General features: G+C 38.0%; 13 protein-coding genes. 6 read left to right on the top strand and 7 right to left on the bottom strand.

Annotated features, from left to right (window positions below; translation table 11 throughout):
- Positions 1-135: 135 nt before the first annotated feature.
- Entirely contained in the window at positions 136-513 is a 378-nt protein-coding gene (locus M3221_RS24170; protein ID WP_251274619.1) for a hypothetical protein, read from the bottom strand.
- 545 nt (positions 514-1,058) lie between these two features.
- Here M3221_RS24170 and M3221_RS24165 point away from each other — a divergent pair.
- The 3 genes from M3221_RS24165 (at position 1,059) to M3221_RS24155 (ending at position 4,659) form a co-directional block, all read left to right on the top strand.
- Complete coding sequence (locus tag M3221_RS24165; protein ID WP_251274618.1) at positions 1,059-2,417, top strand: RNA-guided endonuclease TnpB family protein; 1,359 nt, start codon at positions 1,059-1,061, stop codon at positions 2,415-2,417.
- Between the two features lie 344 nt (positions 2,418-2,761).
- Complete coding sequence (locus M3221_RS24160) at positions 2,762-3,181, top strand: hypothetical protein (RefSeq protein ID WP_251274617.1); 420 nt, start codon at positions 2,762-2,764, stop codon at positions 3,179-3,181.
- Positions 3,182-4,053: 872 nt separating this feature from the next.
- Positions 4,054-4,659: an RsfA family transcriptional regulator gene (locus tag M3221_RS24155; protein WP_285882068.1), complete on the top strand. Its 606-nt coding sequence runs from the start codon at positions 4,054-4,056 to the stop codon at positions 4,657-4,659.
- Between the two features lie 237 nt (positions 4,660-4,896).
- On the opposite strand, the gene M3221_RS24150 is transcribed toward M3221_RS24155, so the two are convergent.
- The 5 genes from M3221_RS24150 to M3221_RS24130 form a co-directional block, all read right to left on the bottom strand.
- On the bottom strand, positions 4,897-6,213 hold the full coding sequence (locus M3221_RS24150) for an ATP-binding protein (RefSeq protein WP_251274615.1): 1,317 nt from the start codon (positions 6,211-6,213) through the stop codon (positions 4,897-4,899).
- A gap of 390 nt (positions 6,214-6,603) precedes the next feature.
- Entirely contained in the window at positions 6,604-6,789 is a 186-nt protein-coding gene (locus M3221_RS24145) for an aspartyl-phosphate phosphatase Spo0E family protein (protein ID WP_251274614.1), read from the bottom strand.
- 322 nt (positions 6,790-7,111) lie between these two features.
- Positions 7,112-7,888, bottom strand: coding sequence for an AraC family transcriptional regulator (locus M3221_RS24140; RefSeq protein ID WP_251274613.1), 777 nt, complete (start codon positions 7,886-7,888; stop codon positions 7,112-7,114).
- Between the two features lie 386 nt (positions 7,889-8,274).
- The gene (locus M3221_RS24135) at positions 8,275-8,850 is read right to left on the bottom strand and encodes a LysE family translocator (protein WP_251274612.1); all 576 of its coding nucleotides are present in this window, start codon (positions 8,848-8,850) and stop codon (positions 8,275-8,277) included.
- Positions 8,851-9,041: 191 nt separating this feature from the next.
- Positions 9,042-9,776: an NAD-dependent deacylase gene (locus M3221_RS24130; protein ID WP_251274611.1), complete on the bottom strand. Its 735-nt coding sequence runs from the start codon at positions 9,774-9,776 to the stop codon at positions 9,042-9,044.
- A gap of 433 nt (positions 9,777-10,209) precedes the next feature.
- On the opposite strand from M3221_RS24130, the gene hprK reads away from it, so the two are divergent.
- Positions 10,210-11,145 carry an HPr(Ser) kinase/phosphatase gene (hprK, locus tag M3221_RS24125; RefSeq protein ID WP_251274610.1) on the top strand — a complete coding sequence of 312 codons (936 nt, stop codon included), beginning with the start codon at positions 10,210-10,212 and terminating at the stop codon, positions 11,143-11,145.
- An 846-nt stretch (positions 11,146-11,991) separates the two neighbouring features.
- Here hprK and pdxR read toward each other — a convergent pair.
- Positions 11,992-13,371 carry a MocR-like pyridoxine biosynthesis transcription factor PdxR gene (pdxR, locus tag M3221_RS24120; protein ID WP_251274609.1) on the bottom strand — a complete coding sequence of 460 codons (1,380 nt, stop codon included), beginning with the start codon at positions 13,369-13,371 and terminating at the stop codon, positions 11,992-11,994.
- 107 nt (positions 13,372-13,478) lie between these two features.
- Between pdxR and M3221_RS24115 the strand changes: the two genes are divergently transcribed.
- Together M3221_RS24115 and fbp are read left to right on the top strand one after the other, a co-directional pair.
- Positions 13,479-14,102, top strand: coding sequence for an FMN-binding negative transcriptional regulator (locus tag M3221_RS24115; protein WP_251274608.1), 624 nt, complete (start codon positions 13,479-13,481; stop codon positions 14,100-14,102).
- A gap of 371 nt (positions 14,103-14,473) precedes the next feature.
- Positions 14,474-16,405 (top strand): fructose-1,6-bisphosphatase, encoded by a 1,932-nt coding sequence (gene fbp, locus M3221_RS24110; protein ID WP_251274607.1) that lies wholly within the window; start codon positions 14,474-14,476, stop codon positions 16,403-16,405.
- The last annotated feature ends 229 nt before the right edge of the window (positions 16,406-16,634 follow it).

The raw sequence follows: 16,634 nt of genomic DNA, 5'->3' as shown, positions 1-16,634 counted from the left end.
GCCGCTTTAACCGCATACTAATCCCTCTGCAAGATTTTGATCGTTTTATTAAATAAAAAAGCCTGCAACATCACCTTTAGAATAAAGGCTTTGTATACAAGCTGAGAAACCTCAAAGAGGATTTAATATTTGCATTTATTTAATCGTTCTCGTCCAGGTGTGCAGCTCGTACTGACTGACCAGTTCATCTGGAAACGTGGTATCAGGTTTATTATTTGAAAAAAAGTAAATATAAACAACTTTTCCGGATTCCAGATTTTCTTCTTGCCAGACGCGACCAATTGTAGCAAAGGTGAAATTTTGAGATTCTGCTTCATGTCGAATCACTTTCTCTACTTTTTGATCAAGTTTCTCTAAAACCGTAGAAAAGTTTGGCGTTTTACCTGAACCAAATGAAAATCGCTCTTTTTTGAAATGAAAATCTTGACCATTGAACCGAGTGCTGGCTTGATTTTTAATCTCAAGTGACTTAATAATTCCCTCCATTGTTTCTGTCGGCAGATTGATTTTCATTCTTTAAACGCTCCTTTTTATTAAATAATAAGAGCCCCACCTCTGCTAACAACAAAACTCCCTTTTACTTTTCTATATGAATCTATTTTAGTTTATGCCCGTATTAGTTAAAAATATTCCTAATTTGGAAAACATAGTGCAAACTTCACGTTTTTTAATTCTACTCACACGGCCTAAAAACATAGCACGATAGATTAACTTAGTGAGATCCAAGACTGTTCCGCAGTTAGTGCAACCCCAGCATTAGATGGTTCACTTTTAGCTGAACGTTCAATTACCGGCTTCAAATCAAAATGAGGAACTAACAGATGCCTTGTTTGAACAAAAAATTAGCGCCGCATTCCCCTTCAAAATCTCGGATTTAGTGGGGGTTAGGCGCTAAGGTCTTAATTCTTCCTACTCTTCTATATATTTTTTCATTAAACCCATTGCCGCTTCTTATTTATAATCACTCATATTGATTCTCTTTTCGTTTTACAATTGATTTCCATTTTGATACGATCAACGTATCATAAGGACTAAAAAATGGAAAGGAGGGTTTGATCATGAAAGTTGCGAAGTCACTGCTGCACAAAATTACAAACCGGACCGAAATCTTCAATGATACGCTGGATATTTACAATAACGCCCTGTCTTTCATCATTCAAGTGATCGACAAAGAGTTTGATCATACCGACGACCTGACAACAAAATCAATTGTGCCGGCAGTAGAAAAACTGATTCACGCAACCAAATCAAATCCTCTTCCGAAATACAAAGAGTTTAACGAACGTTTTTACAAGTTTCCGTCCTATTTTCGCAGAAGTGCTATTGCTTCCGCTTTTGGCAAATTAAAGAGCTTCCGATCTAACTATCAAAATTGGGAAAAAGAGCAGAAATACGCTTTTTCTGAAGGAAAAAAGTTTAAAAAACAGCCTCCGCGGCTGCAAGTGAAGCATAAAGAGTTCCCCGTTTTTTATCGCGGAAACATGTTCAACAGGACGTCAGATACGACTGCGCAAATCAAGGTATTCTGCCAGAATGACTGGGTATGGACAGATATCGAATTTAAAGGGCAGGACCTTTATAAAAGGGGTGTCTGGGAATGGAAAGAGAACAACCCTAAGCTGATTAAGCGGGGAAAGAAATTCTTCCTTTCCATCAGCTATGAAAATAAAGTCACTTTAACAAAAACACCTATTCAAGAACAAAAAGTATGTGCGGTAGATCTAGGGCTGACGAATTCTGCTGTTTGTTCCGTTATCGATGCAAAAGGCACTGTCTTAGGCCGGACATTTATTGATCAGCCTAAAGAAAAAGACCGGCTGCAGACGTTAACAAATAAACTGCGGAAAGCCCAGCGGACAAGCGGCCGCATTCATGTGCCTAATTTTTGGCGGCAGATCAATGGGTACCAGCAGCATATTGTCCGCCACACCAGCCATGAAATTGTAAAATTCGCGGTAAAGCATGGCTGTGACGTTATCGTATTCGAGTACCTGGGCAGAATGAAAATCCCCAAGGGGTTTTACGGAGCCAGGAAACTTCGTTTTAAGCTTCACGGATGGCGAAAAATAAGCATCCAGAACAAAGTGGAAGAAATGGCGCACTGCCTGGGCATGCGCATTTCCCGAATCAATCCGCGAAACACCAGCGCCCTGGCGTTCGATGGCTCTGGAAAAGTGGAACGGAACCGGAAAAAAGAACTTGCCGTATTTTCAACAGGCAAAGTCTATCACGCGGATTTATCCGCTTCTTATAATATAGGCGCCCGTTATTTCATTCGGGCTTTTCAAAAATCCATTTCGGAAACGAAGTGGTTGTCACTTCAGGCAAAAGTTCCTGAGCTGGCAATAAGGACATCCCAGACCTTGTCTTCGTTCATTAGTCTTCATCATGCACTCGGGCTTCCGAAGGAAGCTTAACCAGCTGATGTTGTACTGTATTCAAGAGAAGGGATGCTCCATCAAAATCTTTGATTTAGGTGGAGAGGTTCACGAAAATCAAATATAAAGTTTAGTTTTAAATTCAGCATAAATAGAATTTTGTTTTGAAACCTAAAGGAACAGTCGCTATCCCTTTCATCTTAAGGAATGGCGGCTGTTTTTTTGGGATGACGAGAGGCGAATAAAAAATATTACTTAAAATTTTAAGCGTTTAAATGATCTCATTTTGGGTAATGGGAGGAAGCAGGGAAATCCACATATGAGAGGCGAGAACCTCGTCTTTCTAAGTGAAAGAGAATTTAAAGTATTTAAGGAGACAAAGGATGAAAGAAGGGTTTTTAGCTTTCGGATTTTTTATTATTTTAGGTTTGTTGAGTGGCTGCAACCAGCAAACTATTGAAGAAATTGATACAGCTGAATTCAAGCAATTCATGAAGGATGAAGAAAGCGGGTTTGTTGCGCTTACGTATTACAAAGACCAAGAAGCAGAAAACATGGCTCATGTAACAAAAGCATTAAAGAACAATAAGCTATTTACTAAGCACTTTAGTTATGTAAAGCAAAATACAAAAAATGACCGGCATTTTTTATATAACAATGGCATAGAGCAAAATACGGAAACACTTGCCTATTATAAAAAGGGTGTTTTATGGGAGGAATTCAATTTTCCTCGTGAGTGGGATTCAGAAGAAATAATGAAATTACATAAGTTTGTTAAAAAAATAAAAATCCAGGAATCTTAAAAAGAAATTTATTTGCGCGGCAGCACGAACACCGAAAAGTTGCGCATATAGAAAAAGAATTTATTCAAGAATAAAAGCAACATACATGCTTGATATTGCTTTGACAAGTGAAGCCCAAGGAATTTGGATTCCTTGGGCTCTATGCTTTGTAAATGAATCATTGTTCATAGTGGAAGGCTCTTTGTCGAGCTGAAGTCATTATCTTTTGTCAGTATGAGTTTACTTTTATCTGGCATTATCTAAACAGAAAGCATGGTGATAACTTGGGTCTTTCTTCAGTAAAGCCATTTATCTCCTGGGAGAACGCGAAATAACCGCTAACTAAAAAGCAGTGAAAGAACCTTTAACAATACATAAGTGAATATACTGATGCAGTTGCTGTGAATAGAAAACTTGTTATTAAACATACAGTCAAAACGAAGTTGAATACAAAGCGAGTTACCGTCAAATAGTGGGAAATGGACAAGGAGCTGCCGTGCCCGATCTGCAGTTCTTGGTCCAATTCCACCAACTTCTCAAGGCAAGCAAGACAGCACAATACGACTACCCAGGCTATTTTTACATAAATGGTGAGTACATTATAAGAAAGCAAATGAAATGGTTCAGCAAAAAGAGCGGTGCAAAGCATGTAAGGTAATAGAAGAAGCAGGACCAGTCTAAGGACCGCTCTTGCTATTTTTTAGATTTTATAAACATAACAGCAGATTGTATCGCATCGATGAACATAAAGGAAATATTGGTTAACATTCACAAATACTTTGAAGCTAAACAGAATATAAATAGAATAGATAATTTTAAGTATTTTTGTATAAAAGATGGAAGAAGCGGCTATCTTGATGAAAAGGTCATCCAAATAAAAGGGGAGATAAATGATGAAAGTGCGACAAGATGCCTGGTCAGAAGAAAATGATTTGCTGCTTGCTGAGACGGTGTTACGCTATGTGCGAGAGGGAAGTACCCAACTGAAAGCGTTTGAAGAAGTAGGAGATACATTGAACAGAACAGCCGCGGCATGCGGATTCCGCTGGAATGCTGTGATCAGGCAGCAGTACGAAAAAGCATTAAGTCTTGCACGCAAACAAAGAAAACAACATCTTCGTAATGGCCAAAAGAAGGAACGGCCTTCAGGACTTCATATTATTTCTGAAAATAATCCTGCAGACCGAGACACAATAGAAATTCCAAGCTCTAATACTCTTACGATGAGAGAGGTTATTGCTTTCCTGCAAAATATAAATGCTTCTGAGACAGATTACGAAAGCCTTCGAAGAGAACTTGAAACGGTAAAACAAGAGAAAACGGCTATAGAAACAAAATACGAAGAGCTTGAAAAAAGAGCACTCACCATGCAGCAAGACTATGAGGATTTAGTAAGGATTATGGATAGGGCCAGAAAAATGGTCGTACTTGGGGATGGAGCAGCTCAAAAGCCTTCCATGCAATTAGAGAGCAATAAAGATTTAGAAATAGCAGAGTAAAAAGCACAGCAAATCGGCTGTGCTTTTTTTATGTTTCAAATGTTATCATTGTCAAAAAGAATAGATATAAGGATGATAAAATGGTCAGGCCCAACTCAATATCCTAATGATTATTACTCTGTCTCTTTTAATTGTTTATGGTTCTTTGAGCATTTCCTATGTAAGAAAATAAAAAAGAGCAGCTTAAAATAGCAAGCCACTCTTCATTCCTGATGCTAAACAAGGGGAGAGGACAGTTTATCTGATACTTCCACTGGAGATTGAATAGTCTGTTGGAGATTGAATAGTCTGTTCCACTGTTGGGAAAAAGATCGTAAAGCGAGTACCTTTCCCAACTTCGCTGTCCACTTTAATTCTTCCACCCATGGCTTTCACAATGCTGTAAACGACCATCGTGCCAAGGCCGGTTCCAATGTCTTTCGTCGTGAAGAAAGGATTTCCTAAACGGTCAAGCTGCTCTTTATTCATTCCGATCCCTGTGTCTGTTATAATGACAATGGCATTACTTGCAATACGACATAGATCAATTCGTAACTTCCCTCCGCCAGGCATCGCTTCAATTCCATTTTTCATTACATTTATAAGGCACTGGTGTAGTTTTTTGTCTTCACCGGCAATATAAATATCCGCTGTCAGGTTCATTTCAATTTTTACACTGTTCATAGCAGCATAAGAATCAATGAAATTTCGCATATGGATGATTTCCTGATGCAGATCCAATATCTTTACGTCTTCTAATGAGGGCTTCGCAAAGGTAAGATACTCTGTGATCGTAGCTTCTGCTTTATCCAGTGCTTCCAATGCCGTTTCAGCATATCTATTTTTCTCCTCATCCGAAAGGCCAGACTCGCGCAATAGCTGAACAAATCCCTTTGTAACAGTCAACGGGTTTCTGACTTCATGAGAAATACTTGCAGCCAATTCACTGACCGTTCTAAGTTTTTCAAGCTTTAGTACTTCTCTGGAAAGCAACGCACTTTGCCTTGTTCTTTCATTTACAATCACAAACGATACAACCCCCAATAATTGGGTGAACAAGATCGTAACGAAAACGATAAGGTATTCCACATCTGTTTTTTCTGAATCAAAGAAAAACATCAGTGCCATTCTGGAACCTGATCCAAATAAAGCGGCTATTGCAGCCAATTGTACTTTTCGCCGCATATTAACTGCATTTTGGAAGAAGGGAATAATAAAAATGATTGAAAGAAGCAACAGAGAATAAATCAATAAAGCCATATGAAAATGAGGGATGTCTAAATAAAAACGATATGTCAGCATCACTACTGTTAATACGATCGCAACCCTGCGCCCTCCATATAAGGCCCCAACGATGAGGGGGATTTGACGAAAATCAGGGGTATGGCCTGCAGAATTGATAATAGGGAAGCTCATGCAAAAAATAATGGATACGGCAGAGACAAGCGTAACCATAATTTTACTTGTCAATGGGGTGGTTTTTCCTTCAATAAACTTGAAATAGAAAGTGAAACAAGAATAAACTATGAAAATATTTAATAATGCGTTTTGAATACCATCTGATAAGCTACTCAATTTATCAGCTCCGTTTTCATGATCGGTTCGTATAATTTTGCAACTTTTACATTAGCTGACCGGACTGCATAAAAGGGGAAAATTTTTCTCTTTTTAGAGCTTTTATTTTCCATAAAATCACGTTATGCAAGATAGGTATTTCTTTTTATTGTGCTATAAAATAGGGCCGCATTCTATACAATTTGATCGACAAATACCGACATTTATCAGGTTAGTGGTTGAGTGGACTGGCAGGGAAGTGACCTGCTCTTTTGTTGGAAAGAGCAATAAAAAGCAGCCAGGTAAAAACCTGACTGCAGAAAACATAACGATGTGTAATGTGGGATCTAGATGACAGTACTATTATGGCCTAATTAATGAAAAGTTATGCAGAAGAAAAAAGAAGAAGTCTTATCCAGTTTTAAAGTTCCCTATATTTCGAAGCTGGTATTGAAAGATAAGCTCATCTAATTGTTCACTGTACCTTAAAGCTTCTGGGCTTCCAAGGCCATGTTTCAGCCCGGCGGCAATCAAAATATGTTGAAGGCCGTTAATTTGCTTGTTTAACTCTTCTAGATTCATTTGATTATTCATCATGTTGTTTCTCCAGATTATTTTGTTTATTTAAAATAAGGCAGGAAAAAAGCATATGAGAAATCAAGAGAAATAACAATACATCTGACAAAAGCTCTAAAGATATGACATTTAACATTGGGTTAAAGAAAAGACAAAAGCTGAGAAAATCCTACTTTTATAGATCTAGAAGCGCTAGCAGAGATCGACCTGCTGAAAAGTGCAGTATGCATCGTTACAAAAAATGGGAAGCTCATAAAACTTGTTATACTAAACTTTATTAGATAGTTGACTGAAACTGTTGAGTAAAAGGCTCTTTCAACAATTAACTCAAAGGAAAGGCGCCTCAATTTAAATGTGACATATATTCAAATGCTGTTATGCCATACACGCTTTTAAAGTGCTTATTTAAATGGGTTAAATCAACAAAACCATATTCCGTTACTGCTGAATAAACATCTCCATTTTGTTCTATTAATTGCTTTGCACGTTCTATCTTGCAGTTAAGAAAGTATTGGTAGGGTGAAATCCCAGTATGAGCCTTGAATAACCTGATAAACTGAAATTTTGATAAATGAAGCTCTTTACATATGTCATCAAGTTTAAGTACATGAACTAAGTTGGCATGGAGCATATCTTTTGCTTTTCTAATTAGAGCGTTATCTTTCTTATAGTCTGTAGAAAGGTTTGTTTGAGTAAGGCTGTCTGTGAGGGATAAGAATAATTCGCTGCACAAAGCCTCCTCTTTTTCGCTTAATATGGCATGAGAAAGACTTAATATTCTTTGTTCAAGTCTTTCATCGTACACCACAGGGGTTGAAAAGCGTATCATGTCCTTTTTTTCCGCAGTCTCTGAAAGCAATTGTGGCTCAATATAGAGCATTACATAATCAAGGCCTGTCTCATCATGTGCCATTCCGTCATGTGCCTGTTCTGGATTAAAAAGCATCACACCATTTTGGTAGGATAATTGTAAACTGCCATCCAAGTTATACCGTTGAATACCGCGCAATGTTACACCTATTGCATACTCCTGGTGAGAGTGCTTTTTATACGTAAAATCAGTCATACTTGCTGACAGTGCAGTAATACCTGCCGATTTTTTATAGATAAATTTGTCCATTTCACTCACCCTTTGGATTTCAAAACTACATAAGGAAGCCAGACATAACTAGTTATAATTGCCTTTATTGCTTGCCTCCATAAAGTCCTTTCCGTTCCTCTTCCTTCATCTTAAAAGAATGTTTTCTTCAGGAAAACGTTTATTCTTTACACTAGCAGTATAAGCCTGGATGGGTTCCAGTACAAACGGATTCAATGAATGGTATTATTTTACAAACTTAGGGCCTCGTTCAATACCATAATCTAAAATATCGTGATCCCCCTAGTTCTGCAAGTGTTGCAGAAGGGTAGCCATAGGCTGTTACCATGACAATCTTTTCATTGCTTTGTTTCATTTTCAAGAAAGCTATCGTTTGTTGCGTTTTATTTTCTCCTTCATTTGTTTACCTACATCCATATCATGATGGCAGCATAAATTAAAAATAATGCCATCACGACATTAACTGTTTTTTTATGCTTCTGTAAAAATTCCTTGAAGATTGTACCGAAAAGAGCCCATGTGACAAATGCTAAAAATCCAATAAGAGTGATAGCTATCACACTAATTGTCACTATAGGAACTGCGGTATAGTAGGGCATAATAAAGCTAGGAATGACAGTCATTGTAAATAGGACCACTTTTGGATTTAAAAACTGCATAAGAAAGCCTGACATAAAGGTACCCGTTTGGTTTACAGCTGTTTTCGATGTATCCATTTTGTAAATTTGATAAGCGAGATAGAACATATAAACGCTACCGACTATCTGCATAACCATTAAAATTTTAGGCAGTATCGTGACAAGCAACGTATTCAACAAAGCAGAAATAGCAAGCAATAAACCAAAAGCAATCGTTGCTCCATACGTATATTCCATTGCCTTTTTGGTCCCAAAATTATGTACTGTGGATAATATGACGATATTGGTAGGTCCTGGTGTAAAGGTAACAATAAAACAGTACATAAAAAAAGATGTAATATTCATAAGGAAACTCCTTTCAAGTTATCTTGATGAATATTACATCTTAAAATGAAATGGCGTATAGTATATTATTGCACCCTGTAGTTAAAAAAGGCTGTCTAACCTGTATTGAGAACATAAGAAGTTCATTATCAGGTTTCACGAGGTAAAAGATAAAAAAGTAAAAATAAAAACAGCACCAGAGAATGGCGCTGTTATACCAGGTATTCGTTTACCGCTTGCAAGGTGGCTGTAATTTTATCATGCAATCGGATACTTGCAATTCCATCATATGGTGTTTCGCTTTCTGTTACAATGACAACTCGGGTGGCATTTCCTCCTTGATATGCTTCATCAACTAAGGAGTTGAACGGCCATACTTGAAGAGAAGTGCCAAGAATGATCACTAAATCTGCTTTTCTAGCTTCCTCAATCGCTTCAGACCAAGCAAGATGCGGAAGTTCTTCTCCAAAAAGAGTCACATTTGGGCGAACAGTTCCTTCGCAATCCACACAAACATCACTGTGTTCAACGGTAAATTTACTTGCATCATAATCTCGTCCACACCTATCACAGGTGAGGTAGCGAAGATGTCCGTGAAGCTCAAGAACTTTTTTGCTTCCAGCCGCTTTATGGTATCCGTCAATATTCTGGGTAAGGATGGATTTAACCAATCCCTTTTTCTCCCACTCTGCCAAAAGGCGGTGGGCAGCATTTGGTTCATGTCCGGCTGCATCATTCAATCGTTTTGTGAAAAATTCGCGGAACTCATCCGTCCCTACTTTAGAAGCGTGGGAGATTTCTTCTGGACGCCTGCCATCCCAAAGACCGCCCTGTGAACGAAAGTCGGGAAGGCCGCTTTCAGTCGAGATGCCGGCTCCAGTTAAGATCACTGTATGGCTTGACTGTTTCAAAAGCTCGGCAATGTTTTTTGTTTTTTCCTTTGTCACACTAAATCCCTCCTGGATTTTGACGGATATCCTTCATAATAAAGCACTTTAATCAAAATAAAAAGCAGCCTTTATGGACCACTTTTTGTGAGCTTGCTGCTTGTACAGAATTTTTGCTTTTTAATTTTTAGGAGTGCGTTTTGTCGCGGCAATTGAACGTGCTTGATTACTTTGGTTCTTACACTGGCTTTTCCACAAAAAGACTCTCTTAAACGTTACGGTTGATTTTTCGCTAACGAATTTAAAGAAAAGGCCTGTTAAAGAATATTCACTTCATCAAAAGAGTGGGGGAGCCATTTTAACAACGAAACGAACCAGCTATATACTTACTGCCAACACCCAGCTTTCGGAAAGCCTGTTCGTAAATGGGTGACGACGCCAGTAATCTAAAGTATAATTCATTATAAAAAGGCTAATAGGACGTGAGTATAGAGTGAAAAAAATAACGGTTGAAAACTTGGTTCAGAAGTTTTCATTGAAAGTGCTGGCTGGTGAAAGCCAGCTGCAGAAAATAATTACGCAGCCGCGAGTGCATCGTCCGGGCCTTGAATTTGTTGGTCATTTCGATTTTTTTCCAACAGAACAAGTTCAAATCCTGGGGAAAAAGGAAATTACATATTTACATAAATTAAGCCATGAAGAACGTAAGCTCCGAATTGGGAATATTGTTCACTATCATCCACCCTGTTTTATCGTAACGGCTGGTGAAGAAGGGCTTACCTATTTAATTCATCATTGTACAGAGCAGGGGATCCCCTTGTTAGTAACAAACAAGCCTGAGATCACTTCAGAGTTCATCACCAAATTGGATGGTTATTTAATAAAGGAATTGGCGTCCGAAATGGCAATACATGGAGTTTGTATGAATGTGTCAGGCATTGGCATATTACTTCGCGGAAGCTCGGGAGTAGGGAAAAGCGAGACAGCACACACATTAATTCGCCGGGGACACCGGCTGGTTGCCGATGATATTGTTGTTCTAAAGAGGCTTAGTCCGCAAACCATTCTAGGCACACATGACGAGAAAACCAAGGAGTTTTTGGCTCTCCGCAGTATTGGGTTATTAAATGTGGTCCGCTTATACGGTCGTAAGGCGTTTCAGGATGAAACACGAATCGCTCTTGATATCCATTTGACTAAATGGGAGAAGGATGCCTTGTATAATGATTTGGAACAGGAATTTCACTATACTGACTATATGGGTGTTAAGGTCCCTTCCATAGAAATCCAGCTTCAGCCTGGGCGTGATGTGGCAGGGTTAATTGAGGCCGCTGCAAACAACTGGTATTTAAAGGAACAAGGATACAGCGCAGCAGAAGAGTTCATGAGCAGAATTGAAGCTGATATCACGAAATCTGGCAAGGAATGATTTTTTAAACTTTGTTAAATGAAAGCATCTTTTCATGAATGTGTATGTAATCTTCTTAAATGATTCAAGCCGCTGGACTGTTCAAACAATCATTAACGTTCTTTACTGGAGAGAATTTTAAGAAGAACCAATATTACGTCTTAATAAAGCACAAAAGGTAAGAAGGGAAGGGGACTATTCCTCTTCTCTTTTTTTGATTAACAAAATTCTCTGTAGATGTTATCAGTTCCATTACTAATAGCATTTTAAATTAATCTAAACAAGCAGCTGTGCCGCCTAGAGGTCCCAGACTCATATTGACCAAAAATAGGCCTCTCTATGAGTGAAGTCATTATCTTCTGATAGAACGCGAAATAACCGCTAATCAAAAAGCAGCAAAAGATCCTGCATCATACATAAGTGAACACACCAAAGAGAAAGATGTAGCTGCTGTGAATACAAAATCTACTATTGAGATGGCCAGGCAAAGAAAGGGGGAACAAAACTTGTAGGGCAAGATAATAAAAGAAGGAAGAGCAGCTTAATAGCTGTTCTTCCTTCTTTTATATTTATATGTTTAATTAGAGCCGGATTTTTAAAATATACATGAACTTCTTCGCTTACTGGTCAGTGGTAAACCGATACTGTTGAGCAAAAGCTTTTTTGATAAATGACTTACGAGAACAGATTGCTAAATAATATTGTTGATTTGTTTATTATATAAACGGGCTCGTTCATTCAATAAAAAATGCATTTTTAAGTCTCTAGGACCGCCGCAATGTTAGACAGAACTAACGATTGCGGAGTTGTTTTATCATCTTCGGCGAGAACACCCCCACTTCAACCGTCAGGTAAGTGGGCGGTAGTTCAAAACCAGGCCTTTTTTAAGATTTTCACACCAAGTTTGATTTCATCATAAGAAAGATTGCTGAAACCTAGTTTAACCATTGGTTCGTCGGTGTTATTTTTAATGAAGTAGAGCGACGTAGGATATACCGTAACACCATGAGAGGAAGCTTGTTGAATTAACCATTCTTCTGAACGCTTCAAATGTACTTTGACTAGTACGTACAAACCAGACTGTTCACCAATAATGGATATATTTTGAGCAAGTTGCTCTTTTAATGCAGCTACTAAGTGCTGCATTTTTCTTTTATAAACAAGACGCATCCGTTTAATATGCCGGCTCCATTCCCCCTCTTCCATAAATTTAGCCATTGTAAGCTGGCTAAGCAGGGAAGTGGTAGCTTCAAAATGATGAAATTGATTTTTATAACGATTTAAAAGGGGCTGTGGCAGCACCATATAACTTAAACGAATTCCTGGAAGAAAGGACTTTGAAAAGTTCCCTAAATAAATGACTTTTGCTGAATCAATGGAAGCAAGAGCTGGAAAGGGTTGTTGTGTATAGCGAAATTCACTATCATAATCGTCCTCAATAATATATCCTTGCCCCTTGTCAGCCCAATGAATAAGTGTTTGCCGCTGTTGAATAGGCATGCTTACCCCATATGGACTGTGATGAGAAGGTGTTACATAGATTAATCGTGAATTCATTTGTTCTAATTGTGAAAAATCAGCCCCTGATTCATAAACGGGTAACGTCTCAATCGTAAAACGATGAAATTGAAAAGCTTCCCTCGCGCCATCATACCCGGGGTCCTCTACTGTAATACTGGAGAAATCATCCTTCAATATATGCCCAAGATTGATAAGCATTTGCTGGGTGCTACTGCCGATAATAATGGCATTTGCATCTGTTTTCACTCCACGAGATTGGAGTAAGTATGTGGCAATTTGTTCACGTATGCACATTTCACCAAAGGGGTCCCCATATCGGAAGCTCTCCGGTAACGTTAATACTTGATTGGCGATCCTCCTCCAAGTTTTTAAAGGGAAGTGTGTTTGGTCTACGGCGCCTGCTCGGAAATTGATGAGGGCAGGTGCCGTCGGTTTACTTTTCTTTTCATTAAGAGAGATGAATGTCTCTTGGAGTAAAAGCGGTTCTAACTCATTTGCGAAATAACCTTTTCTTCCTTCTCCGCGAATATAGCCTTCAGCTACAAGCTGCTCATAAGCTGTTAATGTCGTATTGCGGCTTACATGAAGGGAGTCTGCAAGCTGACGAATGGGTGGCAATTGTTCATCAGGAAGGATGTCTCCCCCTTCAATCCATAGCTTGAACTGTTCGTAGATTTGTTTGTATTTAGGGGAATCTTTCTTCAAAGCAAAAATAGTATTTTTCATTTTTAAGCCCCTTTGACATGTTTGTTTATTTGAAATTGTACCTTTTTAAATGTCATTGTGTACCATACTATATTTTACAATGAAGTGAATGAAGGAGGAACCTGGTCATGTATATTCCTAAGTATTATAGAGTCACGGATGTAGACGAAATTCGAGAGTTTATTCAAATGAACTCATTTGGAACGCTCGTAACAACAAAACAAGGTAAGCCCATTGCGACCCATCTGCCATTGCAATTAAGGAAAGAAGAAGATGTATACTATTTAACGGGGCATGTGGCGTATGGCAACCCTCAATGGAAAACATTCGAAACCTGTGAAGATGTATTGGTGATGTTCCAGGGACCACACGCTTATATCTCTTCTTCCTGGTATGAACAGGAAAATGTTCCAACATGGAATTATCAAGCTGTCCATGTGTATGGTACAGCCAGCATTTTGAACGAAGAAGAGTTAAAACAGGACCTGGCAATGCTGCTGCAAAAGTATGAAAAACACCGTAAGAATCCAGTTCTATGGGATAAGCTTTCCCCCCAGTTGTTAGAAAAAGAATTAAAAGGAATTGTTGGATTTAAGATTCAAGTACAAGAAATTCAAGCTGCCAATAAACTAAGTCAAAATCGTAATGAAAAGGACTATCAAAACATCGTGAATAAGCTCTATGAAGAAGAGGATTTACATTCTCAACAAATGGCAGAAGTGATGAAGAAGAAGTTGAAGAAGGACAAATAAGTGTTATGTTTCTTCTTAAATGAAGTTTGTTAGGAAAAGTACTTAAACGATAAGTGCTTTTTATATAAGAAATAAAACAGAGGAACCTAAAACGGGCCTCTGTTTCTTTTGATAAAATATCATTAATAGCATGTAACACGGACTAAATGTAGGAGCATAACAACTCAAACTATTACTCAACAGTTCGTCCATAGAATGTAAAAATCTTATCATTTTCAGAAAAGTCTGTAATGATTAAACAACACGCTGCTTAAAACATGGCTAAAATAGTAACGATTGTTATAACGTATCTTTCATTTTTCTTTTATAATAGAAGTAGTAAACATATTAGTGAAGAATGAATGACGATTTTTGAAAGGGGATACATAATTTTGAATTCAAAATACTTAGATTTGTTAGCGCAAAAATATGACAGCGAAGAAAAAGTAGCCACTGAAATTATTAACCTTGAAGCGATCCTTAATCTGCCAAAGGGGACTGAACATTTTGTCAGTGATTTACATGGGGAGTACCAAGCTTTTCAGCATGTGTTGCGAAATGGTTCGGGAAATGTAAAAGTGAAAATCAGAGACCTTTTTAAAGATAAATTATATGAAAAAGAATTAAATGAATTTGCGACATTGGTTTATTATCCTGAAGAAAAATTACAATTAATTAAAAGTCATTTTGGCAATGAAAAAGAATTACACGAATGGTACATAGAAATCATAGAGCGTATGATGCAGCTTATTTCTTATGCTTCTTCCAAATATACACGCTCGAAATTACGGAAAGCACTGCCTAAACAGTTTGTTTACATTGTAGAAGAGTTATTATATAAAACAGATGAATTCAAAAACAAGAAAGATTATTATACAAAAATGGTCCAGCAACTTATTTCACTTGGCCAGGCTGATAAGCTGATTATTGGTCTTGCTTATACGACTCAAAGATTGGTTGTAGACCATCTTCATGTCGTGGGGGATATTTATGACCGTGGACCTGATCCTCATAAAATTATGGATACTCTTATTAATTATCATTCCGTTGATATTCAGTGGGGGAATCATGATGTTCTATGGTTAGGTGCTTTTGCAGGTTCAAAGGTTTGTCTTGCCAATATTATTCGTATCTGTGCCCGCTACAATAACTTAGATATTATTGAAGATGTTTATGGAATCAATCTAAGACCGCTTCTGAACCTTGCGGAAAAGTACTATGACGACAATCCAGCTTTTTGGCCAAAGAGACAGTCAGATAACAACCTATCGGAGCAGGAACATTTGCAAATCACCAAAATTCATCAAGCCATTTCCATCATTCAGTTCAAGCTTGAAAGCCCGATCATCAAAAGACGCCCGTGCTTTGATATGTCGGAGAGGCTTTTGCTTGAAAAAATTGATTATGACAAAAACGAAGTAACGATTCAGGGGAAAACGTTTCCGCTGGAAAACACGTGTTTTGCAACCATTAACCCGGAGCAGCCTGATCAATTATTAGAGGAAGAAGAACAAGTGCTGGATAAACTGTTATTTTCTGTTCAGCATTCAGAAAAACTAGCCAGACATATGAATTTTCTAATGAAAAAAGGCAGCCTTTATTTGAGATATAATGGGAACTTATTAATACATGGATGTATTCCTTTAGATGAAGAAGGAAACATGGAAAAAATGGTGATTGAAAATAAAACCTATGCCGGCCGTGACTTGCTTGATATTTTTGAACATTATTTACGGTATGCCTTTGCCCATCCTGAAGAGACGGATGACCTTGCGACAGATATGGTCTGGTATTTATGGACAGGAGAATATTCATCGCTCTTTGGCAAAAGAGAAATGACAACCTTTGAGAGGTACTTTATTCAGGATAAGGAAACCCATAGAGAAAGAAAGAACCCATACTACCATTTGCGTGAAGATGAGGACATTTGCCGTAAAATCCTAACCGAATTTGATCTTAATCCGGATCAAGGCCGTATTATCAATGGCCATACGCCCGTTAAAGAAATTGATGGAGAAAATCCGATTAAGGCAAACGGGAAGATGATTGTCATCGATGGTGGTTTTTCCAAAGCGTATCAATCGACAACAGGTATAGCTGGATACACTTTGCTATACAATTCCTACGGTATGCAGCTGGTCGCCCATAAACATTTTAATTCAAAAGAAGAGGTTTTATGTAAAGGAACGGATGTTTTATCAGTAAAAAGATTGGTAGATGAAGAATTAGAGAGAAAAACGGTTGGAGAAACGAATGTTGGTGAGGAGCTATTGCAGGAAATCTCTGTTTTGAATAGCCTGAGAGAATATCGTTATATGAATTAACATCAGTTATCGCGCCTCAAATGATGATAAAAAAAGCAGCCCAGTATGAGGGCTGCTCAGCTTGTAGACAAAGCCTTCATTTCGAAGGCAGTGTCTGCAGGCTTTTTTCTTACGATTAGTCAACAGATTTTCTTTATTTCCATCAAATAATTAAAAGACCATGTTCCTGAAAGAATGAGACTAAGATTTAAATTCTAGTTTTAGACATGACAAATAATCCTAGCACATA

Source organism: Domibacillus indicus, assembly GCF_023715895.1.
Lineage (GTDB): Bacteria > Bacillota > Bacilli > Bacillales > Domibacillaceae > Domibacillus > Domibacillus indicus_A.
Note: the sequence above shows the minus strand (reverse complement) of the source record. Positions and strands in the feature narration are given on the sequence as shown.